Below are 23,383 nucleotides of genomic sequence, written 5' to 3'. Positions count from 1 at the left end.
GAAACCGGTGGAAATGATGCTTGGACCTAATGTGGGGGCACGCTTGGGAAATTACAAGCGCTAGCGCAGGAAAAGCAGAAAGGGGCCCGTAGGCCCCTTCTTGCTTGCAACCGTCAACCGGCCATTGCCTGGATCAGGCGTCCGGCGCGGCCTTGGCTTGCGGCTCGCTGTTCTCGTAGATCATCAGCGGCTGCGAGGTGCCATCGATGACGCTCTCGTCGATCACCACCTTGCTGACATCCTTCTTCGAAGGAATCTCGTACATGGTGTCGAGCAGCACGCCCTCGAGGATCGAACGCAGGCCACGGGCGCCGGTCTTGCGCTCCAGGGCTTTGCGTGCCACGGCCTTGAGCGCATCGCTGCGGAACTCGAGGTCGACGCTTTCCATCTCGAACAGCTTGGCATACTGCTTGGTCAGGGCGTTCTTCGGCTCGGTGAGGATCTGCATCAGCGCAGCCTCGTCCAGCTCGTCGAGAGTTGCCAGTACCGGCAGGCGACCGACGAATTCCGGGATCAGGCCAAACTTGACCAGATCGTCCGGCTCGACCTCACGCAGGGACTCGCCAACCTTCTTGCCCTCTTCCTTGCTGCGTACTTCGGCGCCAAAACCGATGCCACCCTTGGTGGAGCGGTTCTGGATGACCTTTTCCAGGCCCGAGAAGGCGCCACCGCAGATGAACAGGATGTTGCGGGTATCGACCTGCAGGAATTCCTGTTGCGGGTGCTTGCGGCCGCCCTGCGGCGGAACCGAAGCCACGGTGCCTTCGATCAGCTTCAGCAGAGCCTGCTGCACGCCCTCGCCCGAGACGTCACGGGTGATGGACGGGTTGTCCGACTTGCGCGAGATCTTGTCGATCTCGTCGATGTAGACGATGCCCATCTGGGCCTTTTCCACATCGTAGTCGCACTTCTGCAACAGCTTCTGGATGATGTTCTCGACGTCCTCACCCACGTAACCGGCTTCGGTCAGGGTGGTGGCGTCAGCAATGGTGAACGGTACGTTCAACAGGCGTGCAAGGGTTTCGGCGAGCAGGGTCTTGCCCGAGCCGGTCGGCCCGATGAGCAGGATGTTGCTCTTGCCGAGTTCGACTTCATCACCCTTCTTGTCACGCTGGTTCAGGCGCTTGTAGTGGTTGTACACCGCTACGGCAAGCACCTTCTTCGCGCGTTCCTGGCCAATGACGTACTGGTCCAGGATACCGCTGATTTCTTTCGGCGAAGGCAATTTGTGCGCGCTGCTCTCGGCCTGGGCTTCCTGCACCTCCTCACGGATGATGTCGTTGCACAGGTCGACGCACTCGTCGCAGATAAATACCGAGGGCCCGGCAATCAGTTTGCGCACTTCGTGCTGGCTTTTGCCGCAGAAGGAGCAATAAAGCAATTTGCCGCTGTCCTCGCCGTTACGGGTGTCAGTCATTCGATCGATCCAATCCGGTAGGCTTGCAACACAAGATGAAGGCAATTGCGGGCTTTTTCAAGTCCGCAGGTAGGCGCTTTCCGCGCCCACCTGCTCTGGCACCCCGGTTCAGGAGGCCAGTTGCCGCTTGTCGTAGACCGAGTCGATCAGGCCGTACTCGGCCGCGCGCGAGGCGCTCATGAAGTTGTCACGTTCGGTGTCGCGCTTGATGGTCTCGAGATCCTGGCCGGTGTGGTAAGCCAGCAGCTCGTTCAGGCGGGCCTTGATATTGAGGATTTCCTGGGCGTGGATCTCGATATCGGTGGCCTGACCCTGGAAACCGCCCAGCGGCTGGTGGATCATCACGCGCGAGTTCGGCAGGCAGTGACGCTTGCCCTTGGCACCTGCAGCCAGCAGGAAGGCGCCCATGCTGCAGGCCTGGCCGATGCAGATGGTCGAGACGTCCGGCTTGATGAACTGCATGGTGTCGTAGATCGACATGCCGGCGGTGACGGAACCGCCCGGCGAGTTGATGTACAGATGGATATCCTTGTCCGGGTTTTCCGCCTCAAGGAACAGCAGTTGCGCGACGACGAGGTTGGCCATGTAGTCCTCTACCGGGCCAACCAGGAAGATCACACGCTCCTTCAACAGGCGCGAGTAGATGTCGTAAGCGCGTTCGCCACGGGCGGACTGCTCGATAACCATCGGGACCAGGCCGCCTGCGGCCTGGATGTCAGAGCTCTGCTGAATATAAGAATTGCGGGACATGTCCTGCGCTCACTCCCAAATAGTCATGGCTTGAATACGCACAAGCCAGCTCGAAGGCTGGCTTGTGGGGGTTTCCTACGAGAGAAGCCCGTTACTCAGCGGCGGCTGGAGCCTGTGCTGGTTTAACGGCATCTTCGTACGAGACCGACTTGTCGGTCACAGTCGCTTTCTGCAGAACAGTATCTACAACTTGTTCTTCCAGCACAACCGAACGGACTTCGTTCAGTTGCTGGTCGTTCTTGTAGTACCAGGCGATGACCTGCTCAGGCTCCTGGTAAGCCGAAGCCATTTCTTCGATCATTTCGCGAACCTTGCCTTCGTCCGGCTTCAGTTCGAACTGTTTGACCACTTCGGCCACGATCAGGCCCAGGACCACACGGCGCTTGGCTTGCTCTTCGAACAGCTCGGCTGGCAGTTGCTCTGGCTTGATGTTGCCACCGAACTGCTGAACAGCCTGCACGCGCAGACGGTTGACTTCGTTTTCCAGCAGGGCTTTCGGCACTTCGATCGGGTTGGCTGCCAGCAGACCATCCATTACCTGGTTCTTCACCTTGGCCTTGATGGCCTGGCGCAGTTCACGCTCCATGTTCTTGCGAACTTCGGTGCGGAAGCCTTCCAGAGTGGTTTCCTTGATGCCGAACTGGGCGAAGAATTCTTCGTTCAGCTCTGGCAGCACAGGGGCGGCAACGCTGTTGACGGTGATGGTGAACTCGGCGGCTTTGCCAGCCAGGTCCAGGTTCTGGTAGTCCTCAGGGAAGGTCACGTTAACAACGCGCTCTTCACCAGCCTTGGCGCCAACCAGGCCGTCTTCGAAGCCTGGGATCATGCGGCCGGAGCCCAGCACCAGCTGAGTGCCCTTGGCCGAACCACCGGCGAACACTTCACCGTCGACCTTGCCGACGAAGTCGATGTTGACCTGGTCGTCGTTCTGCGCGGCGCGCTCGACGGCCTCGAAGCGGGTGTTCTGCTTGCGCAGCACTTCCAGCATGTTGTCCAGGTCGGCGTCAGCCACTTCGGCGCTCAGGCGCTCGACGCTGATCGACTCGAGGCCGCCAACGGTGAACTCCGGGAACACTTCGAAGATGGCGACGAATTCCAGGTCCTTGCCCTTTTCGAAGGACTTCGGCTCTACCGCAGGGGCGCCAGCCGGGTTCAGCTTCTGCTCGACGATGGCTTCGTAGAAGGAAGCCTGGACCAGGTCACCGAAAGCCTCTTGACGGGCATCGGCTTCGAAACGCTGACGGATCACGCTCATCGGCACTTTGCCTGGGCGGAAGCCGGCAACCTTGGCGCGCTTGGCAGTCTGCTGCAGACGCTTGTTGACTTCGTTCTCGACGCGCTCGGCCGGAACGGCGATGGTCATGCGGCGCTCGAGAGCGGAAGTGTTTTCAACAGAAACTTGCATGGATATTCCTCGTTGCACAGACGTTAGCCGGCGTTTGCCCGACTCCAGAATCAAGGGCAAGCATTCTAGTGAGTCGCGCAGCAGAAGTCACCCCACTCGGGACGACGGGAAACCACGCCGGTCGATTAACTTTCAAGGCCCGCATGACATAGCACCGAGCCTGCTTCAATGGGGGCCGCACGACGCCCGGGGCGACCTGCAGCCGAAATACCTTGTCAAACAACTGCCACGAACGAATTCGCTTCCTTTAGTCAGGATCGATTTCGTTGAACTGGCAGTACTCCTCCCACTCCATCCCCAGCGCCTCGGCTACCTCGCGGTGCGTCTCCAGGCGCATGGCCTGCAGTTGCTCGGGGGTTTCGGCGATCAGTTGCAGGGCCAACTCCCAAGGCTGGATACCCTGCTCCTCGGCCGCATCCTCGAACGCCCACTCGATCTGCTGGGCCTGCTCGCGCGCATCCAGGTCGCGGATCTCCTCGAGCAACTGCGGATTGGCCTCGGCAAAGCGCTGTAGCGCCAGGGCCTGACGGGCTTCTTTTGCGATCATCGGGTTGTTCCTCTGCCGGCCAGCTGGGCCGGTGTTTCAACCGGCTGAAATCTAACAGCTTTTATTGGGGTGCCACCAGAGGATTGCAAGGGGGAATTGCGTCGCGGACGCTAAGTTCCTGGCGTGGGCCTTGTGGCGCCTTGGAGATCGAGCGCCGCCCGCGCGGCGCTTCGCGGGACAAGCCCGCTCCCACATTTGTTGCAACGTGGCCATGCCTGTGGGAGAGGCGTTGCCAGTCTTGGTGCAAGGCTTGAGACCAGTGAGGCGGCAGCAGTGCCAACCCAGAAATACAGCCATCCCACCAAGGCTGACAACCATGGCCTGACAAGTTCGGCACGTTGCAACAAATGTGGGAGCGGGCTTGCCCCGCGAAGCGCCGCGCGGGCGGCGCTCGATCCCACAGGCGCCAGAACACCCAAGACATGCACACCGCAGCCACACAAGCCCAAAACAAAAAGGCGCCCGATCTCACGACCAAGGCGCCTTTCAAAATATGGGGTGGACGATGGGAATCGAACCCACGACAACTGGAATCACAATCCAGCGCTCTACCAACTGAGCTACGCCCACCATATTGCGGTCTTGCGATACAGCTTTTACAGAAGCATGGTGCGGACGAAGAGACTCGAACTCTTACAGCTTGCGCCGCTGGAACCTAAATCCAGTGTGTCTACCAATTTCACCACGTCCGCGTAACGCTTAAAACAAAGGCGCCAGATGCTATCGAGGCGCCTTTGAAGAATATGGGGTGGACGATGGGAATCGAACCCACGACAACTGGAATCACAATCCAGCGCTCTACCAACTGAGCTACGCCCACCATATTGCATTACAACTACCTGCTTGCCAAAGCTGCCTAATGGCGCACCCGGCAGGACTCGAACCTGCGACCATCCGCTTAGAAGGCGGATGCTCTATCCAGCTGAGCTACGGGCGCTTAAGCTTGAAGCCTAACCGAACGAGACCTTAACAGGTAACTGTTAAACCACTCATTCTGCCCGACTTAGCCAACCAGTGCTAGGCTGTGCCCGACAAGTGCGGCGAATCTTATAGGCGAGCCTGAAAGTCGTCAACACCTTTCTCAAAAAAATTTAAATTATTTAAGGGCTTAGGGGATTTGCCCGACCACCCGCCTTTGCCCTTGGCCCGTGTCGTGCGAGAATACGCCCTCTTTAATTGTTTCCTTCTCGATGGTTAATCACGCGTCTATGACTGCACACCTAATCGATGGCAAGGCGATCGCCGCCAGCCTGCGCCAGCAGATCGCTCAACGTGTCGTGGAGCGTCGCCAGCAAGGCCTGCGTACGCCGGGCCTGGCGGTGATCCTGGTCGGCACCGACCCCGCCTCCCAAGTCTATGTCTCGCACAAGCGCAAGGACTGCGAAGAGGTCGGCTTCATTTCGCAGGCGTTCGACCTGCCCAGCGAAACCACGCAGCAGGCCCTGACCGAGCTGATCGACCGCCTCAATGACGATCCGGCCGTCGACGGTATCCTGCTGCAACTGCCGCTGCCGGCGCACCTGGACGCCTCGCTGCTGCTCGAGCGCATCCGCCCGGACAAGGACGTGGACGGCTTCCACCCATACAACATCGGCCGCCTGGCCCAGCGTATCCCGCTGCTGCGCCCGTGCACGCCGAAGGGCATCATGACCCTGCTGGAAAGCACAGGCCAGGACCTGTACGGCATGAACGCGGTCATCGTCGGCGCCTCCAACATCGTTGGCCGCCCGATGGCCATGGAGCTGCTGCTGGCCGGCTGCACCGTGACCGTCTGCCACCGCTTCACCAAGGACCTCGCCGGCCATGTCGGCCGCGCCGACCTGGTGGTAGTGGCCGCAGGCAAGCCAGGCCTGGTCAAGGGTGAGTGGATCAAGGAAGGTGCCATCGTCATTGACGTGGGCATCAACCGCCAGGAAGACGGCAAGCTTGTCGGCGACGTGGTCTACGAGACTGCCCTGCCGCGTGCAGGCTGGATCACGCCGGTGCCGGGCGGCGTCGGGCCGATGACCCGGGCGTGCCTGCTGGAAAACACGCTGTATGCGGCGGAAGAGCTGCACAAGTAATACCGCGTGACATGAAAACGGCACCTCTGGCAGGTGCCGTTTTTTTGCCTGTGATTTATTTATTGGCTTTGCCGGCCTCTTCGCGGGTAAACCCGCTCCCACAGGGTGCGCGCCGCCCCAGAAGATGGCGATCTCTCTGTGGGAGCGGGTTTACCCGCGAAGAAGCCAGCGAAGGTCTTCAGCCGATCACTTCCTGGCCGCCTCCCACGACTTCAGCAGCTCGCTGTAGCTGACCGTCTCGCCCTTGGGCTTTTCGTTGGCCAGTTTCGGCTTCGGCGCACCGGGCTGGTCGAACCAGTACTGGGCGTCCTTCTCCGGGTTCAGCTTCGGTGCACAGGTCGCCTGGGCGTTGGAGCGCTGCAAGCGTTCCATCATCCGGTCCTGGTCGCGGGCCAGGCCGTCCAGGGCTTCCTGCGGTGTCTTCTCGCCGCTGGCCACTTCGGCGATGTGGCTCCACCACAACTGCGCCAACCGCGGGTAGTCCGGCACGTTGGTACCGGTTGGCGTCCACTGTACCCGCGCCGGGCTGCGATAGAACTCCACCAGCCCGCCCAGCTTGGGCGCCAGCTCGGTCATGGCCTGGGAGTTGATGTCCGACTCACGAATTGGCGTGAGGCCGACGATGGTCTTTTTCAGCGACACGGTCTTGGAGGTGACGAACTGGGCGTACAGCCAGGCAGCCAGGCGTTGCTTCTCGGGGGTGGACTTGAAGAAGGTCCACGAACCGGTGTCCTGGTAGCCCAACTTCATCCCCTCCTCCCAGTACGGCCCCTTCGGCGAAGGCGCCATGCGCCACTTCGGCGTGCCATCGGCATTGACCACTGGCAAACCCGGCTTGGTCATGTCGGCGGTAAACGCGGTGTACCAGAAGATCTGCTGGGCGATGTTGCCCTGGGCCGGCACCGGGCCGGCTTCGGAGAAGGTCATGCCCTGGGCTTCCTTGGGCGCATAGGCTCGCATCCAGTCCACGTACTTCTGCGTGGCATACACGGCAGCCGGGCCGTTGGTGTCGCCGCCACGGGTCACGCTGGAGCCCACCGGGTGACAATCCTCCACGCGAATGCCCCATTCGTCCACAGGCAAGCCATTGGGCAAACCTTTGTCGCCGCCACCGGCCATGGAGAACCAGGCATCGGTGAAGCGCCAGCCTAGCGACGGGTCTTTCTTGCCGTAGTCCATGTGGCCATAGACGCGTTTGCCGTCGATTTCCTTGACGTCTTCGGTAAAGAATTTGGCGATGTCCTCGTAGGCTGACCAGTTCACCGGCACACCCAGCTCGTAGCCGTACTTTTCCTTGAACCTGGCCTTCAGTTCAGGCCGCTCGAACCAGTCGGCGCGGAACCAGTACAGGTTGGCGAACTGCTGGTCGGGCAACTGGTAAACCTTGCCGTCCGGCGCAGTGGTGAAGGAAATGCCGATGAAGTCCTTCAGGTCCAAGGTCGGCGAGGTGTAGTCCTTGCCTTCGTTGGCCATCAGGTCGGTGATCGATTCCACCTTGCCGTAGCGAAAGTGCGTGCCGATCAGGTCGGAGTCGTTGACCCAGCCGTCGTAGATGTTCTTGTCCGACTGCATCTGTGTCTGCAGCTTTTCCACCACGTCGCCTTCCTGCAGCAGGTCGTGGGTCAGCTGGATACCGGTGATCTCGCTGAAGGCCTTGGCCAGCACCTTGGACTCGTATTCATGGGTGGTGATGGTTTCCGACACCACGTTGATCTTCATGCCACGGAACGGCTCGGCAGCCTTGATGAACCACTTCAACTCGGCCAGCTGCTGCTCAGGAGTGAGGGTCGAAGGCTTGAACTCACTGCCGAGCCACTTCTTTGCCGCGTCCTCGTACTGGTCGGCCCAGGCCGTGCCCTGCGCACTGGCCAGTACCAGCAACGCGGCCAGGGTCAAATGTCGCCTGTTGTACTTGTTGTCGAACATTGTGATCTCCCGTTTCAGTTATCCCACAGGGCCGCTCGCTCAGCCCCAGCGCAGCACCACCACCAGCCACGCCAGCGACAGCAGCGAGGCCACCCACAATGGCCACTCGCTGACGCCAACCACCAGCAAATGCAGGTAGGCGCTGGCCAGCAGGCCGATGAACAAGCGGTCGCCACGGCTGGTGACCAGCGGCAGGAAACCGCGTCGCTCCACGCAGGGGCGGCGCAGTTCGAGCAGGGTCATGCCCAGCAGCAGCACACCAACGGCGGCGAAGAACAGCGCCGTCGGCAAGGTCCAGGCCATCCACTCCATGCCTTGCCCTCCTCACACCCGGCCGAGGGCGAAGCCCTTGGCCACATGGTTGCGCACGAACCAGATCACCAGCATGCCCGGCAGGATGGTCAGTACCCCTGCCGCCGCCAGTACTCCCCAATCGATGCCCGAGGCCGACACGGTACGGGTCATCACCGCGGCGATCGGCTTGGCGTTCACCGAGGTCAGGGTGCGCGCCAGCAGCAGCTCGACCCAGGAGAACATGAAGCAGAAAAACGCCGTCACGCCGATGCCGGAGCCAATCAGCGGGACGAAGATCTTCACGAAGAAGCGCGGAAAGCTGTAGCCGTCGATGTAGGCCGTTTCGTCGATTTCCTTCGGCACACCAGACATGAACCCCTCGAGGATCCACACCGCCAGCGGCACGTTGAACAGGCAGTGCGCCAGGGCTACGGCGATATGGGTGTCGAACAGGCCGATCGACGAATACAGCTGGAAGAACGGCAGCAGGAACACCGCCGGTGGCGCCATGCGGTTGGTCAGCAACCAGAAGAACAGGTGCCGGTCACCGAGGAAGCGGTAACGCGAGAAGGCATATGCCGCTGGCAGCGCCACCAGCAGCGAAATCAGCGTGTTCAGGCACACGTAGTACAGCGAATTGATGTAGCCGCTGTACCAGCTGGCATCGGTGAAGATCACCCGGTAGTTGTCGAGGGTGAACGCCTGCGGCCACAGGGTCAGGCCACCGAGGATCTCGGTGTTGCTCTTGAACGACATGTTCAGCAGCCAGTAGATCGGCACCAGCAGGAAGAAGAAGTACAGCAGCAGGGCCAGCGATTTGCGCGTGCTCATGGCCTAGTCCTTGTCGGCATGGGTCATGGCTGTGTAGAACAGCCACGAAACCAGCAGGATGATCAGGAAGTACACCAGCGAGAATGCCGCCGCCGGGCCCAGGTCGAACTGCCCCACAGCCATGCGCGTGAGGGTCTGGCTGAGGAAGGTGGTGGCGTTGCCGGGCCCGCCACCGGTCAGCACGAAGGGCTCGGTGTAGATCATGAAGCTGTCCATGAAGCGCAGCATCACCGCGATCAGCAGCACGTTCTTCAGCTTGGGCAACTGGATATGACGGAACACCGCCCAGCCCGAGGCGCGGTCGATGCGCGCAGCCTGGTAGTACACGTCGGGGATGGCGCGCAGCCCCGAATAACAGAGCAACGCCACCAGCGATGTCCAGTGCCACACGTCCATCACCAGCACGGTCAGCCAAGCGTCGAACGGGTCGCCGGCGTAGTTGTAGCTGACCCCGAGCCTGGCCAGGGTGGCGCCGAGCAGGCCGATGTCGGCCCGGCCGAAAATCTGCCAGATGGTGCCGACCACGTTCCACGGGATCAGCAGCGGGATGGCCATGACGATCAGGCAAACCGAGGCCATGCGCCCCTTGGTCGGCATGGTCAGGGCAATGGCGATGCCCAGCGGGATCTCGATCAGCAGCACGCAGGCGGAATAGATGAACTGGCGCAGCAGCGCATCGTGCAGTGCCGGGTCGCGCAGCACCTGGCGGTACCAGTCGGCGCCGACGAAGTAGCGGTTGGTCTGGTCGAAGATATCCTGCACCGAGTAGTTGACCACCGTCATCATCGGCACCACCGCACTGAATGCCACCAGCAGGAACACCGGCAGCACCAGCCACCAGGCCTTGTTGTTCGGCACCTTGTTCATGGCCCGGCCTCCAGCAGCTCATCGTCCAGGTACAGCATCAGCCACTGCGCCGGCAGGCTGACCCAGGCCTGGGCCACCGGCAGCGGGCGGTCCTCGCCCAGGCGTGCCTTGAGTGCGACACCGCCCAGTTCGAGGGTGACGATGCGGTAGGTGCCCAGGTCCTCGACGTCCAGCACCCGGGCCGGGTAAGCGTCATCGAACGGGCTGTCCCACAGCTGCACGAATTCCGGGCGGATGCCTACCTGCAGGCGTCCACCGCCTGTGGCCGCCAGGCGCTCTCGCAGGTGCTCCCGCAGTTGCCCAGGCAGCACCAGGTGAATATCGCCGAACGCCACCCCGTCCGCTTCGGCGCGTACCTCGATCAGGTTCATCCCCGGGCTGCCGATGAAGTAACCGACGAAGGTATGCCGCGGTCGCTCGAACAGTTCGCGCGGGGTGCCGAACTGGACGATGCGCCCGCCGTGCATCACCGCAATCTTGTCGGCGAACGTCGAGGCCTCCAATTGGTCGTGGGTGACGTAGATCATGGTGATGTTGAACTGCTCGTGGATCTGCTTGAGCTTGCGCCGCAGCTTCCACTTCAGGTGCGGGTCGATCACCGTCAGCGGCTCGTCGAAGAGGATCGCCGAGACGTCATCGCGCACCAGGCCACGGCCCATGGAGACCTTCTGCTTTTCGTCGGCACTGAGGTTGCGCGCCTTCTTGCGCAGCACGGCCGACAGGTCGAGTACCTCGGCAATCTCCTCCACCCGGGCCTGCACCCGGGCTTCGTCCAGCCCCTGGTTGCGCAAGGGAAAGGCCAGGTTGTCGAACACCGTCATGGTGTCGTACACCACCGGAAACTGGAACACCTGGGCGATGTTGCGGGCCTGCGGTGACAACTGGTTGACCGGTTTGCCGTCGAACAGCACCTCGCCGTGGGATGGTGTCAGCAGCCCGGAGATGATGTTGAGCAAGGTCGACTTGCCGCAGCCGGACGGCCCGAGCAAGGCGTAGGCACCGCCCTGCTCCCACACATGCTCCAGCGCGTGCAGGGCATAGTCCGCCTCGCTGGCGGGCTGGCGGTTGTAGCTGTGCGCCAGTTGGCGCAGGCGGATCTCGGCCATCACCCTCTCCTTGCCTGGCGCAGCCCCGGGGCCTGCACCAGCGCCCCGGCACTGTCGAACACGAACAGCTTGTGGGTGGGGATGAACACGCGGATCGGCGTGTCCACCTGGTATTCGTGCACCCCTGGCAGGTGCAGGATCATGCGCCAGTGTTCGTTGCGCACATGCAGGAAGGTCTCTGAACCACTGATCTCGGCCAGTTCCACCAGCACCGCCAGCTCCAGGTCGTCGTCGTGGGCCGGCACCAGGCTGATGTGGCTGGGCCGCACGCCAAAGCGGTAGTCACCCTCGGCAAGCGGCTGCAAGTCGGCATTGCGGGCAAAGTGCACGGCCTGAGCCAGGCTCACGTCATTGCCGCTGATACGGCCAGGCACCAGGTTGATCGGTGGCTCGGAAAACAGCTCGGCAGCCAGCACGCTGCATGGGCGCTGGTAGACCTCGGCAGTAGGCCCGCTCTGGACGATACGGCCCTCATGCACGAGGGTGGTGGTGCCGCCCAGAGCCAGCGCCTCGTTGGGCTCGGTGGTGGCATACACGGCAATGCAGTGGCGCGCCGCGAACAGCTCGCGCAGCTCCTGGCGCAGGCCCTCGCGCAGCTTGTAGTCGAGGTTGACCAGAGGCTCGTCGAACAGGATCAGCGAGGCATCCTTGACCAGCGCCCGGGCCATCGCCGTGCGTTGCTGCTGGCCACCGGACAGCTCCAGCGGCAGGCGCTGCAGGTAGTGTTCGATACGCAGCATCTCGGCGGTTTCCTGCACCCGTCGGCGAATCTGCGGCTCGGCCATGCGTGCCTGGCGCAGTGGTGACGCAATATTCTCGTACACGCTGAGAGTCGGGTAATTGATGAACTGCTGATACACCATCGACACATTGCGCTGGCGCACCGGCACGCCAGTCACATCCTGGCCATCCATCAGCACCCGCCCCCGGTCCGGGCGGTCGAGCCCGGCCATCAGGCGCATCAGGCTGGTCTTGCCGGCCAGGGTGCGACCCAGCAGCACGTTGAACGAGCCGGGTTCGAAACGCAGTGAGGCATCGACGATCCAGGCCTGGTTGTCGACGCTGCGGCTGACCTGTTCCAGCACCAGGGACATGGCGTGGCCTTCTTGTGGTTTTTGTCTGCCGGGCACAGCCAGTTTCGTGCCAGTTGCGCCGCGACCGTCTGGCCCGGGGCCTGGCCGGCGACACCGGCCAATCGCAGGTTCACAAGTGAACACAAGCACTGAACAACTGAACACTTGCCGGTTTGACATTGAACAACCGTGCACGACACTGAACAGCGGTCGGCCCCATGACAACAATCACACAGGACAGGCCCATGGCCGCATCCGCTTCGCCCCATGCCCAACTGATCCAGGCCTCCTGGGCCCGCTGCCGCGACCACGGCCTGCAACCCCAGCACGCCCCGGACTTCGACTGCCTGACCCGCGCCGAGCTGAACGCCCTGCTGGAGCAGCGCCAGGCCCTGCTACGCCTGACCCGCGAAGCGGTGCTGCCGCAATATGCGCACCTGTTGGGCAATGCCAGCTACCTGGTGATGCTGGCCGATGCCAGCGGCTGCCTGCTCGACAGCTGGGGCTCGCGGCGTTTCATCGAGCCGCGCCAGCAGCACGGCTTCAGCGCCGGCGCCCACTGGCACGAGCGCGGTGTCGGTACCAATGCGCTGGGCACCGCGCTGGTCTGCGCCGAGGCGATCCATGTGGGTCAGGACGAGCACTTCCTGCGCCAGAACCGCTATATGTCCAGCGCCGCCGCGCCGTTGTTCGATGCCGAGCGGCAGCTGGTCGGGGTGCTCGATGTGGCCAGCGACGGCTACCTGCCCGCCAGCCAGACCCTGGGCCTGGTACGCATGATGGGCCAGAGCCTGGAGAACCGCCTGATCCTCGCCGAGCATGCCGGCCAGCACGCGCAACTGATCTTCAACAGCGCCTCCGACAACCTCGACAGCCCCTGGGCCGGCCTGCTGGTGTTCGATGAGCACGGGCGGGTTCTGGCCGCCAATCACCGGGCCGACACCCTGCTTGGGGGCAACCCGCTGCGGCAGAACATCGCGCAACTGTTCCAGTTGCCTCTGCAACAGCTGCTCAGCCATCCCCAGCAACAGCCCTTCGCCCTGCAAGCCATCGGGCGCAACCGCTTTCATTGCCAGTGGCAGCTGCCGCGCGAAGCCGCCAGCCGCCCCGCCGCCAGCAGCGCCGAGCCACGCCTTGAGAAGGCCTTGGCGCAGGCCGGCCTGCTGCTGGAAAAGGACATTCCGGTACTGGTGCAGGGTGAAACCGGCGTAGGCAAGGAGGTATTCGTCGAGACCCTGCACCGGGCCAGCAGCCGCGCCAGCCAGCCGCTGATCGCCGTCAACTGCGCGGCGATCCCGGCCGAGCTGGTGGAGTCGGAGCTGTTTGGCTACGACAAGGGCGCGTTCACCGGTGCCCACCAGAAGGGCAACCCGGGGCTGATCCGCAAGGCCCACCACGGCATCCTGTTCCTCGACGAAATCGGCGACATGCCGTTACCCACCCAGGCCCGCCTGTTGCGCGTGCTGCAGACGCGCAGTATCCAGCCATTGGGCAGCGGCGAACCGGTGGCGGTGGATATCCGCGTGGTGTCGGCAAGCAACCGCGACTTGACCGAAGAAGTGCGCGCCGGGCGTTTTCGCCAGGACCTGTTTTACCGCATCGCCGGGCTGGCAGTGGTGCTGCCGCCGCTGCGCGAGCGCAGTGACCGCCGGCAGCTGATCGAGCAAGTGCATGCGCGCTACCGCGACCCCGGGCAACCAGCTCGGCTGCCTGCGGCTGTTATCGAGCTGCTCGATCGGCACCCCTGGCCGGGGAACATGCGTGAACTGGTGAGTGTGCTGCAGGTGGCGCTGGCCTTGGCGGGCAATGGGCCTGTCGGCCTGGAACACCTGCCTGCGGGTTTTCTCGCCGAGGCGCAGGTGCCTTTGCCGGTCGCGACCGAAGAGGCGGACCTGCACACGCTGGTTGAGCAAGCCAACGGCAACCTCTCGGCGGTGGCGCGCGGGCTCGGGATCAGCCGCACCACGCTGTACAAGCGGCTGCGTGAGCGATGATTGCCTTGGCCTGCGCTGGCCTCATCGCCGGCAAGCCAGCTCTCATAGAACTGCACATAAGTCATTGAATTAGCAGGGACCTTGTGGGAGCGGCTTTAGCCGCGAACACCGGCGCAGCCGGTGCCATGCACCGCGTTGGATTCTTCGCGGCTAAAGCCGCTCCCACAGGGTACGAGGATCGCTTGCGAATTCAGTTATCTGTGCGACAGCGCGGCCCATAGCGCTGGGCTATCTCCTACAGCGCGCTCTCAAGGCCGGTGATATCCCTGTGGAAGCCGGCTTGCCGGCGATAGGGCCGGCCCAGGCAGCCACAGCCGATTCGGCTGCCAGCGCAGCGTAATCAGCCAAAGCCGCTGCTGCCACAGCCCATTACAGCCAGCTTTACCTCCCCTTCCGCCGCACAATGAATCCAGAGCCCACTCTGGAAGCGTCGCCGCAGGGAGACCCCTCATGACCCGCTATATCGATGTGCAAGACCTGGCCCGCCTGGTCAACCGCAAAGGCCTGCCCACCTGCCTGCTGGAAATGGCCGACTACATCCGCCAGGACTACCTACGCTGGCATGCCTTCGAAAAATGCGCCCGGGTGGCCAACCATTCAGCGGACGGCGTGATCGAGCTGATGCCAATCTCGGACGCCAGCCGCTACGCCTTCAAGTACGTCAACGGCCACCCGAAGAACACTCGCCATGGCCTGCCCACGGTGATGGCCTTCGGCGCCCTGGCGAGCGTCGATACCGGTGCACCGTTGCTGCTCAGCGAAATGACCCTGACCACCGCCATCCGCACTGCGGCCACCTCGGCCCTGGCCGCCCGCTACCTGGCGCGCGCAGACAGTCGCAGCATGGCGTTGATCGGCAATGGCTCGCAGAGCGAGTTCCAGGCCATCGCCTTCAATGCCCTGCTGGGCATCGATGAAATCCGCCTGTACGACATCGACCCGGCCGCCTCGGCCAAACTGGTCGCCAACCTGGCCAACCGCCCCGGGCTCAAGCTGAGCATCGCCAGCTCCGTGGCCGAAGCGGTGCGCGGCGCCGATATCGTCACCACGGTTACCGCCGACAAGGCCTGCGCCACCATCCTTACCCCGGAGATGATCGAGCCAGGCATGCACCTGAATGCCGTGGGCGGTGACTGCCCGGGCAAGACCGAGCTGCACCGGGCGATCGTCGAGCGGGCCCGGGTGATCGTCGAGTACGAGCCGCAGAGCCGGGTGGAAGGCGAGATCCAGCAGATGCCGGCGGACTCGCCAGTGACCGAGTTCTGGCGGGTGGTTGCCGGAGAGGCCAGCGGGCGTGAGAGCGCCGACCAGGTGACGCTGTTCGACTCGGTGGGGTTTGCACTGGAGGATTATTCGGCGTTGCGCTACGTGCTGGATACGGCGCAAGCGCTGGATATCGGCACAGACATCGGGCTGGTGCCGGTGCTGGAGGATCCGAAGGATTTGTATGGGTTGTTGCAGCCGCGGGTGGTGGAATTGCGGGCGGTGCCCAAGGCTGGTTCTGTCTGCGCCTGATAGACATTGGGGCTGCTGCGCAGCCCATCGCGACACAAGGCCGCTCCTACACAAGGACCGCATATCCCTTGTAGGAGCGGCCTTGTGTCGCGATGGGCCGCGCAGCGGCCCCCTTTACCGCCTAACCTGTCCAATGCCCTCTTCCGAACGAAGCCCAAGCGCATGGACACCAAGGACGCCAACGCCCACCCCCTCGACCGCATCGACGAAGCGATCATCGACATCCTGCGCCACGACGGCCGCATCACCTTCGAGAAACTTTCCAGCCTCGTCCACCTCACCCCGCGCCCCTGCCTGGAGCGTGTACGCAAGCTGGAGCGCCGTGGCGTGATCCGCGGTTACGGGGCGATCATCGACCTGCAGAAGGTCGCGCCCGGGGTGTCGCTGCTGGTGCTGGTCGCCCTGTCCAACCAAAGTGGACGGGCCGCGCAGAAGGCCTTCGAAGCCACTCTGCGCAACTGCCCGCAAGTGCACGAATGCCAGCTGATCAGCGGCCACTTCGACTACAGCCTGCGCCTGCGCTGCCGCGACATGGAGCACTACCGGCTGCTCAGCGAAAGCTGGATGAACGACGACACCCTGCACATCGACAAGCTGGTGGCACATCCGGTGCTGGCCGAGGTCCAGTCAATGGCCCGCTGATTGCAACAGTGTCCCAGGCGCTGGCCAAACCCTGCTCTGGTTCACGTGTAGTCATTCACGGCACGCACCGAACTAGAGCCTGACAGGCCGGAACGCCCCACAACTGGTCAGACCGGTAAGGCCGAAAACCCTTGCAATGTCAGATTTTTCGCGCTTTCATGGCTTCGCGCTGAACAAACCGGTAAGACCACAATAATTAAGTCCTGCGCTCTTTCGCCCCGTGCGGCTACCGAAGCAAGGACACCGATCAGAGATCCCTCCCATGCTCAAATGGTGCTCGCGTTCGATCTTCCTTCAAGTCGTGCTCGGCCTTGCCCTCGGCATCGCCTGCGGTCTCAGCTTCCCCGACCTCTCCCTGCAACTCAAACCCCTTGGCGACGGCTTCATCAAGCTGATCAAGATGCTCATCGGCCTGATCGTGTTCTGCGTGGTGGTCAGCGGTATCTCGGGTGCCGGCGACCTGAAGAAGGTCGGGCGCATCGGCCTGAAGTCGGTGATCTACTTCGAAGTGCTGACTACCCTGGCGCTGGTGATCGGCCTGGTGTTCGCCTTCACCAGCGGCATCGGCAGCGGCGCCAACATCCACCTGGACCAGCTGTCCAGCGCCGACGCCAGCAGCCTGGCAGAGCGTGGCCAGCATATCCACGGTGCCACGGCATTCTTCATGGACCTGATCCCCACCTCGGTGATCGGCGCCTTTGCCGACAACAACATCCTCCAGGTGCTGCTGTTCTCGGTACTGTTCGGCAGCGCGCTGAACCTGGTGGGCGACTCGGCAGCCGGCATCTCGCGGCTGATCAACGAACTGAGCCACGTGATCTTCCGCATCATGGGCATGATCGTGCGCCTGGCACCGATCGGCGTGTTCGGCGCCATCGCCTTCACCACCAGCAAGTACGGCCTGGAATCGCTGCAACACCTGGGCGGGCTGGTGGCGCTGTTCTACCTGACCTGTGCCGGCTTCGTACTGATCGTACTGGGCACGGTCATGCGCCTGTCGGGCCTGAAGCTGCTGCCACTGATCAAGTACCTGCGTGAAGAGCTGACCATCGTGCTGGGCACCGCCTCGTCCGACGCCGTACTGCCACAGATCATGCGCAAGCTGGAGCACCTGGGTATCGGCAGCTCCACCGTCGGCCTGGTGATCCCCACCGGCTATTCGTTCAACCTCGATGGATTCTCCATCTATCTGACCCTGGCCATCGTGTTCATTGCCAACGCCACCGGCACGCCACTGGCGATGACCGACCTGCTGACCATCCTGCTGGTGTCGCTGGTGACTTCCAAGGGTGCTCATGGCATCCCAGGCTCGGCGCTGGTGATCCTCGCCGCTACCCTGACCGCCGTGCCAGCGATCCCGGTGGTCGGCCTGGTACTGGTATTGGCGGTGGACTGGTTCATGGGCATCGGCCGGGCGCTGACCAACCTGATCGGCAACTGCGTGGCCACCGTGGCCATCGCCCGCTGGGAGAAGGACATCGACCTGGAACGTGCGCACAACGTGCTCGATGGCAAGCCCGGCTTCGCGCCCACGCCACGCAAGCAGCCCAACCCTCATCAACAGGAATTCTGAGCGAACGTGGCCGGCACTGATGCCGGCCCTTCCAGGAGCGAACCGTGATCAGCTCATCGACCGTCGTCAACTCAGTGGTGGAAAAACTGCGCCAGGCCCTGGCCCGAGGCCAATGGCGTACCGGCGACATGCTGCCAGGCCAGCGCGAACTGGCCGAACAACTGGGCATCAGCCGCCCCAGCCTGCGCGAAGCGGTGACTGTGCTGGAAACCCTGGGCCTGGTGCGCTCGCTACCGGGCAAGGGCGTACTGGTACTGGATGCCGATGCCGCCGCGCAGGAACCGGGCCTGGACACCAGCACCGCAGCCAGCCTGGCCGACGTACTGGAGCTGCGCTACACCCTTGAGCCCTTCATCGTCGGCCTGGTGGCGCAGTCGGCCAACAGCCAGGACATCGGCCAGTTGCGCCTGACCCTTATGGACATGCGTGAAGCGCTGGAGGCCGATGACAGCGAAGCCGGCGTCAGGGCCTACATCGCCTTCCATGAAGCGCTGTTCGCCCTGACCACCAATCCGATCTTCCAGAGCGTGGTGCAACAGACCGGCAATGCCCTCAAGCAGAGCGCCGACATGCTGCGCAATTCGCCAGAGCACCTGGCCGCGCGGCTGAAGGAAAACGAAGCGGTGGTGCGCGCCATACGTGAGCGCAGCAGCGCCCAGGCCAGTGCCCAGATGCGCCAGCACATCCTGGCCGAAGGGTTGCGCATGGGCATCCCGCTGAACATCCCGGAAGAACACCCGCATCCATGACCCCAGGAGAGCGACCATGAACGCCGCCCCTCACTTGCCGGCCCTGCTCGCGGCCGGCGAAACCCGCCTGTCGGCCGAGCAGATCTACCCGCGGCTGTTCGATGCCATCCTCGAACAGCGCCTGCCACCTGGCAGCCTGTTGCCCGAACAGGCACTGGGCCATGCCTTTGGTGTCAGCCGTACAGTGATCCGCCGCGTACTCGGGCGCCTGTCCGACCAGCAGGTTGTGGTGCAACGCCCCAGCCACACTGCGCATCTGGCCGCGCCCGACCCGGAGCAGGCACGCCAGGTACTCAGCGCCCGGCGCCTGGCCGAAACCACGCTGATCACCCTGGCTGCGCAACGCGCCCGGCCGGCGCAGATTCGCCAGCTGCGACAACTGGTGGAGCGCGAGCGCCAGCACCATGAAAACGGCGAGCGTTGTGCAGCGATCCGCCTGGGTGGCGAGTTTCACCTGAAACTGGCGCAGGTGGCCGCCAATGCGCCACTGGCGCGGTTTCTCAATGGCCTGGTGCCGATGACCTCGCTGATCATCGCCCGCTACGAGTCGCCATGCTGCGATCACTGCGCGTGGCAGGAACATGCGGCGATCATCGATGCCGTGGAGCATGGTGATGCCGAGGCGGCGCTGGGGCTGATGCACAAGCACCTCGACCGCCTGGAAGAAAAGCTCGACCTGGAATGACCCATGCTCTTTCTGGTGAACGCGATCCTTGTGGGACCGCGTTCACGCAGAAATCTGCGTTGATCCTGAACGGCCGATAGGCTGCACGGCAGCCCATCACTCCCCACCCTATACTCCGAGAACCATCCCAGCCTCTACCAGGGAGGCGGTTGCGTGAGCATTCGAGCCCTCCTGCTGCTGTGCCTGCTGCTGGCCCTGGTCGGCTGCGCAGGCAAGGCCCCACCTGTGCCGCCACCACCGGTGGTGCTCACCCCCGCCGCCTGGCAACGCATCGACCAGGAACTGATCGAAGCCTCGGTCGGCGCCGGCAGCTCGGCCAACGACTATGCGCGGCGCTCCATGCGGGTGTGGAAGGAACAGGTACAGCAGCGCACCGAAAGCGACTTCATCCCCTGGTTTACCGGCTACTGGACCCAGCAGTGGCTGACCCTCAAGGTGGCCTGGTACAAGATCGACAGCGGTGAAGGCCGGGAGCCGGCGGAAAAGCGCCTGGCGCTGTACCTGCAGGAGCAGTACCACAAGCGGGTGATCGAACCGGTGGCCGAGCAGATCAACCCCGAAGGCATCCGCGACCGTGCCAGCGAGCTGTACTTGCAACTCCTCGGCCAGCAGCTGCCAGCGATCATCAGCCGCTACAACGCGCCCCCCGAGCAGTTCAGCCAGCGCCTCAACCGCATTCCCGCCATCGCCCTGGGGCCGCCGGATGCGCGCAATGCCAGCCTGTACCAACTGCTGCGGGCCAAGTCGCTGGCCCAGCAACCGGCGTGGCAAGCCATGCGCCAGCACCTGCAGGCCAGCAAAGGCCCCGGAAAAACCGATGTCGGGCTGAACTCGGTGGCCAACCAGGCCAGCGAAAAGCTCGGCGCCACCCTGGCACCGCGCGGCATCGCCAGTGCCGTGGCGTCGGCGGTGGGCAAGGTGGCGGGGGCGATGATTTCGATTGCGGCGGCTGGCTACGGGATGATGACCCATGACCGCGAACACCCGCAGATGGTCGAGCAGTTGCGGGTGATCCTCAACGTGGCGCTGAACCAGGAGTGGCAGGAACTGATGGAGAATCGCCAGAGCGGGGCCATGTCGGGGGTGTACTACCTGTCGGGGCAGGTCGAGGACAGCTTGCTGGCCAGTGCACCGAGGCCGACGGAGCAACCGGTCGAGCAGCAGGTGAAGCAGCAGGAGCCTTTGATCATTCGCCTGCCACCCTAGTGGTTGATTGTTCCGACCTCTTCGCGGGTAAACCCGCTCCCACAGGGTCGTTCACAGCATTCAAAGCCTGTGATATCCCTGTGGGAGCGGGTTCACCCGCGAAGAGGCCGCCACAGGTAACGTGTCAGGCCGTAGCCAACGCAGAGCTGGGCAAGCCAAAGATCCGGTCGAACGCCCAGTTGTAGGCAAAGGTGTAGCACGGCACCAGCACGATGAACGCCATGTCCACCAGCAACGCCTCCAGCAATGTCATGTCCAGCCACCATGCAATTAGTGGGATCAAATACACCACCAGGGTCAGCTGGAAGCCGATGGCATGCGCTACCCGCCGTGCCACACTGCGCCCGCGCTTGACCTGGCGGCTCTCCCACCGCTCGAACAGGGTGTTGTAGATCAGGTTCCAGAGCATGGCGATGGTGGTGATCATCACCGCCAGAGGCCCGGTATGCGACGCCTGGGTATCCGACAGGTAGGCCAGCCCGAGGGTCGACATGCACAGCCCGATCAGTTCATAGAAAGTCACGTAGACCAATTTGCGTTTGATTCCCTGCACCCGGGATTACCTCCAATGACAAAGCGATGGGGCGCGATCATGCTTCATCGTGCTTGACAGCAAAAGTCAGCAGCTGTCAGATCGACTGACAGGAGGCTGCCATGAACTTTTCCAGCGACAATATCCAACTGTTTCTCGCCGTGCTCGACCGCGGTTCGTTTTCCACCGCCGCGCGCGCTCTGCAGCGGGTGCCTTCGGCCGTGAGCATGGCCATCGGCAACCTCGAGGCCGAACTGGGCTACAGCCTGTTCGAGCGTGGCCCACGGGAAGTTCGCCCGACTGCCCAGGCCATGGCGCTGGAACCCCATGCCCGGTTGATCGCCGAGCAACTGGGGCTGCTGCAGGTGCATGCCCTGGAACTGTCCCAAGGGCTGGAGAGCAGCCTGACGCTGGCCGTGGTGCCGGACATCGACCACCGCCCGTTGCTGGCGGCCATCGCACGCCTGGGTGAGCGGCACCCGCTGCTGGACATCGCCCTGCTCAGCGCCCCGCAGGAAGAGGCCGTGCACTTGCTGGACAGCGGCCACGCCGACCTCTGCGTGGCCTTTGCCGGGCTGCAGGTCGATGCCCGTCGCGGCTTCCAGCACATCGGCATGGAGTCGCTGGTGGCCACCTTGTCCCCCACCCACCCGGCCTTGCGTGAGGGGCGGATCCACTACCTGGAAGACCTGACCCGGGTGCGCCAGATCCTGGTGCGCAGCCGTGACCTGCCGCTGGCCGACCCACGCCCGTTGATAGGCGCCACGCACTGGTCAACCGACAGCTTCGACCTCGCCCTGCAGATGGTGGAGGCCGGCCTGGGCTGGGGCGACCTGCCGTTGTCGCGGGTCGCGCCGCTGCTGGCCAGCGGGCGCCTGGTGCGCCTGGATTTTCGCAACACCCGCAACGAGCTGCAGTTGCCGGTACACATCTTCTGGCGCAAGCAACAACCGCTGCAGCAGGCTGCACGCCTGTTGATCGAGCAGTTGTGTAGCCAGTGAATACCGTCTGTCGAAACGACCGTAAGAAATTTCTGTAAGCACTTCAATCTTTTACCCCTTGAGCCGATATCCCGAACGATAGGTTGCGCAATGCGTCATGAGCGCACTGCGCCCTCCCCTCATTGGCTCAAGGTCTCGAAACATGAACCTGAAATTTCGCCACAAGATCCTGCTCAGCGCCTGCGGCGTCGTGGTCCTGGCATTTGCCCTGTTCACGCTCTACAACGACTACCTGCAACGCAGCACCATCCGCCAGAACATCGAAGCTTCGGTGCAGCAGTCCGGCGCGTTGACCGCCAGCAGCGTGCAGAACTGGATGAGCGGGCGCATCCTGGTCCTGGAAAACCTGGCCCAGGACATCGCCCAGCAAGGCGCCGGCGATACCCTGGCCGGGCTGATCGAGCAGCCGTCCTACACGCGTAATTTCCTGTTCACCTACCTGGGCCAGGCCAACGGTGTGTTCACCCAGCGCCCCGATACGCAGATGCCCGACGGTTACGACCCACGTCAGCGCCCGTGGTACGGCGCCGCGGCCAGCGCCGGGCAGACCGTGCTGACCGCCCCGTACCAGGGTGCTGTCGGCGGCCTGATGGTAACCATCGCCACGCCAGTGAAAAGCAAGGGCAATGGCGAGCTGATCGGTGTGGTCGGCGGCGACGTCACCCTCGATACCCTGGTCGAGATCATCAACTCGGTCGATTTCGGCGGCATCGGCCACGCCTTCCTGGCCGACAGCAATGGCCAGGTGATCGTCAGCCCCGACAAAGACCAGGTAATGAAGAACCTCAAGGACATCTACCCCGGCAGCAACCTGCAAGTCGCCGCCGGTATGCAGGATGTCACCCTCAACGGCCAGGACCGCATCATCTCCTTCGCCCCGGTGGCCGGCCTGCCTTCGGCACAGTGGTACATCGGCCTGTCGATCGACAAGGACAAGGCCTACGCCGCGCTCAGCCAGTTCCGCACCTCGGCGATCATCGCCATGCTGATCGCCGTGGCTGCCATCGCCGGCCTGCTCGGCCTGCTGATCCCGGTGCTGATGAGCCCGCTGACCACCATGGGCCGCGCCATGCGCGACATCGCCGAGGGCGAAGGTGACCTTACCCGCCGCCTGACCGTGCAGAACAAGGACGAGTTCGGCGAACTGGCCACTTCGTTCAACCGCTTCGTCGAGCGCATTCATGCCTCGATCAGCGAAGTGTCCTCT

The 23,383-nt window shown here is 63.2% G+C and carries 20 protein-coding genes, 4 tRNA genes and 1 pseudogene; 10 read left to right on the top strand and 15 right to left on the bottom strand.

The annotated features are described in order from the left end of the window. Positions 1-133: 133 nt before the first annotated feature. The 8 genes from clpX to R9B85_RS21365 all read right to left on the bottom strand — a co-directional run bounded on the left by clpX (position 134) and on the right by R9B85_RS21365 (position 5,056). Positions 134-1,417 (bottom strand): ATP-dependent Clp protease ATP-binding subunit ClpX, encoded by a 1,284-nt coding sequence (gene clpX, locus R9B85_RS21400; RefSeq protein ID WP_025338419.1) that lies wholly within the window; start codon positions 1,415-1,417, stop codon positions 134-136. Positions 1,418-1,525: 108 nt separating this feature from the next. Further along, positions 1,526-2,167: an ATP-dependent Clp endopeptidase proteolytic subunit ClpP gene (clpP, locus tag R9B85_RS21395; RefSeq protein ID WP_003259400.1), complete on the bottom strand. Its 642-nt coding sequence runs from the start codon at positions 2,165-2,167 to the stop codon at positions 1,526-1,528. Between the two features lie 91 nt (positions 2,168-2,258). Beyond that, entirely contained in the window at positions 2,259-3,572 is a 1,314-nt protein-coding gene (gene tig / locus R9B85_RS21390; protein ID WP_112252312.1) for a trigger factor, read from the bottom strand. Positions 3,573-3,819: 247 nt separating this feature from the next. Further along, on the bottom strand, positions 3,820-4,119 hold the full coding sequence (locus R9B85_RS21385) for a DUF6388 family protein (protein WP_207877548.1): 300 nt from the start codon (positions 4,117-4,119) through the stop codon (positions 3,820-3,822). A gap of 494 nt (positions 4,120-4,613) precedes the next feature. Beyond that, positions 4,614-4,689, bottom strand: a tRNA-His gene (locus tag R9B85_RS21380). A 37-nt stretch (positions 4,690-4,726) separates the two neighbouring features. Then, positions 4,727-4,811, bottom strand: a tRNA-Leu gene (locus R9B85_RS21375). Positions 4,812-4,863: 52 nt separating this feature from the next. Continuing rightward, positions 4,864-4,939, bottom strand: a tRNA-His gene (locus R9B85_RS21370). A 40-nt stretch (positions 4,940-4,979) separates the two neighbouring features. Beyond that, a tRNA-Arg gene (locus tag R9B85_RS21365) sits at positions 4,980-5,056 on the bottom strand. Positions 5,057-5,327: 271 nt separating this feature from the next. On the opposite strand from R9B85_RS21365, the gene folD reads away from it, so the two are divergent. Further along, positions 5,328-6,182, top strand: coding sequence for a bifunctional methylenetetrahydrofolate dehydrogenase/methenyltetrahydrofolate cyclohydrolase FolD (gene folD / locus R9B85_RS21360; protein WP_013971879.1), 855 nt, complete (start codon positions 5,328-5,330; stop codon positions 6,180-6,182). 186 nt (positions 6,183-6,368) lie between these two features. Here folD and R9B85_RS21355 read toward each other — a convergent pair whose 3' ends face one another. From R9B85_RS21355 to R9B85_RS21330, 6 genes are read right to left on the bottom strand one after another with little or no spacing between them, the layout of a single operon-like run. Next, a complete protein-coding gene (locus tag R9B85_RS21355; RefSeq protein ID WP_133970998.1) occupies positions 6,369-8,108 on the bottom strand; it encodes an ABC transporter substrate-binding protein in 1,740 nt (579 codons plus the stop codon). Positions 8,109-8,147: 39 nt separating this feature from the next. Then, a complete protein-coding gene (locus R9B85_RS21350) occupies positions 8,148-8,420 on the bottom strand; it encodes a DUF2160 domain-containing protein (RefSeq protein ID WP_013971877.1) in 273 nt (90 codons plus the stop codon). A gap of 12 nt (positions 8,421-8,432) precedes the next feature. Beyond that, the gene (locus tag R9B85_RS21345; RefSeq protein ID WP_112252308.1) at positions 8,433-9,233 is read right to left on the bottom strand and encodes a carbohydrate ABC transporter permease; all 801 of its coding nucleotides are present in this window, start codon (positions 9,231-9,233) and stop codon (positions 8,433-8,435) included. A 3-nt stretch (positions 9,234-9,236) separates the two neighbouring features. Beyond that, complete coding sequence (locus R9B85_RS21340) at positions 9,237-10,100, bottom strand: carbohydrate ABC transporter permease (RefSeq protein ID WP_112252307.1); 864 nt, start codon at positions 10,098-10,100, stop codon at positions 9,237-9,239. Continuing rightward, entirely contained in the window at positions 10,097-11,206 is a 1,110-nt protein-coding gene (locus tag R9B85_RS21335; protein WP_112252306.1) for an ABC transporter ATP-binding protein, read from the bottom strand. The genes R9B85_RS21340 and R9B85_RS21335 overlap by 4 nt, the downstream gene beginning before the upstream one ends. Further along, positions 11,206-12,300, bottom strand: coding sequence for an ABC transporter ATP-binding protein (locus tag R9B85_RS21330; protein ID WP_112252305.1), 1,095 nt, complete (start codon positions 12,298-12,300; stop codon positions 11,206-11,208). Before R9B85_RS21330 ends, R9B85_RS21335 begins: the two co-directional genes overlap by 1 nt. 224 nt (positions 12,301-12,524) lie before the next feature. On the opposite strand from R9B85_RS21330, the gene R9B85_RS21325 reads away from it, so the two are divergent. The 7 genes from R9B85_RS21325 to R9B85_RS21295 all read left to right on the top strand — a co-directional run bounded on the left by R9B85_RS21325 (position 12,525) and on the right by R9B85_RS21295 (position 20,643). Then, entirely contained in the window at positions 12,525-14,273 is a 1,749-nt protein-coding gene (locus tag R9B85_RS21325) for a sigma-54-dependent Fis family transcriptional regulator (RefSeq protein WP_423770542.1), read from the top strand. Between the two features lie 450 nt (positions 14,274-14,723). Next, the gene (locus tag R9B85_RS21320; RefSeq protein WP_215521224.1) at positions 14,724-15,788 is read left to right on the top strand and encodes an ornithine cyclodeaminase; all 1,065 of its coding nucleotides are present in this window, start codon (positions 14,724-14,726) and stop codon (positions 15,786-15,788) included. Positions 15,789-15,950: 162 nt separating this feature from the next. After that, the gene (locus R9B85_RS21315) at positions 15,951-16,430 is read left to right on the top strand and encodes an Lrp/AsnC family transcriptional regulator (RefSeq protein WP_112252302.1); all 480 of its coding nucleotides are present in this window, start codon (positions 15,951-15,953) and stop codon (positions 16,428-16,430) included. A gap of 262 nt (positions 16,431-16,692) precedes the next feature. After that, positions 16,693-18,003, top strand: coding sequence for a C4-dicarboxylate transporter DctA (locus tag R9B85_RS21310; protein ID WP_003260726.1), 1,311 nt, complete (start codon positions 16,693-16,695; stop codon positions 18,001-18,003). A 44-nt stretch (positions 18,004-18,047) separates the two neighbouring features. Continuing rightward, positions 18,048-18,752 (top strand): FadR/GntR family transcriptional regulator, encoded by a 705-nt coding sequence (locus R9B85_RS21305; RefSeq protein WP_112252301.1) that lies wholly within the window; start codon positions 18,048-18,050, stop codon positions 18,750-18,752. 16 nt (positions 18,753-18,768) lie between these two features. After that, entirely contained in the window at positions 18,769-19,437 is a 669-nt protein-coding gene (locus R9B85_RS21300) for a GntR family transcriptional regulator (RefSeq protein WP_133970990.1), read from the top strand. Positions 19,438-19,590: 153 nt separating this feature from the next. After that, entirely contained in the window at positions 19,591-20,643 is a 1,053-nt protein-coding gene (locus R9B85_RS21295) for a hypothetical protein (protein ID WP_207877558.1), read from the top strand. Positions 20,644-20,767: 124 nt separating this feature from the next. Here R9B85_RS21295 and R9B85_RS21290 read toward each other — a convergent pair whose 3' ends face one another. Then, positions 20,768-21,196, bottom strand: coding sequence for a PACE efflux transporter (locus R9B85_RS21290; RefSeq protein WP_112252297.1), 429 nt, complete (start codon positions 21,194-21,196; stop codon positions 20,768-20,770). 101 nt (positions 21,197-21,297) lie between these two features. On the opposite strand from R9B85_RS21290, the gene R9B85_RS21285 reads away from it, so the two are divergent. Next, positions 21,298-22,176, top strand: coding sequence for a LysR family transcriptional regulator (locus tag R9B85_RS21285; protein ID WP_423770541.1), 879 nt, complete (start codon positions 21,298-21,300; stop codon positions 22,174-22,176). 97 nt (positions 22,177-22,273) lie between these two features. Continuing rightward, positions 22,274-23,350 (top strand): annotated as a pseudogene (mcpA, locus tag R9B85_RS21280) (methyl-accepting chemotaxis protein McpA); the annotation flags it as partial. Between the last annotated feature and the right edge of the window lie 33 nt (positions 23,351-23,383).

Source organism: Pseudomonas sp. NLJ1, assembly GCF_049486705.1.
GTDB lineage: Bacteria > Pseudomonadota > Gammaproteobacteria > Pseudomonadales > Pseudomonadaceae > Aquipseudomonas > Aquipseudomonas inefficax.
The sequence above is the reverse complement of the archived record's forward strand: the minus strand, read 5'-3'. Positions and strand labels throughout refer to the sequence as shown.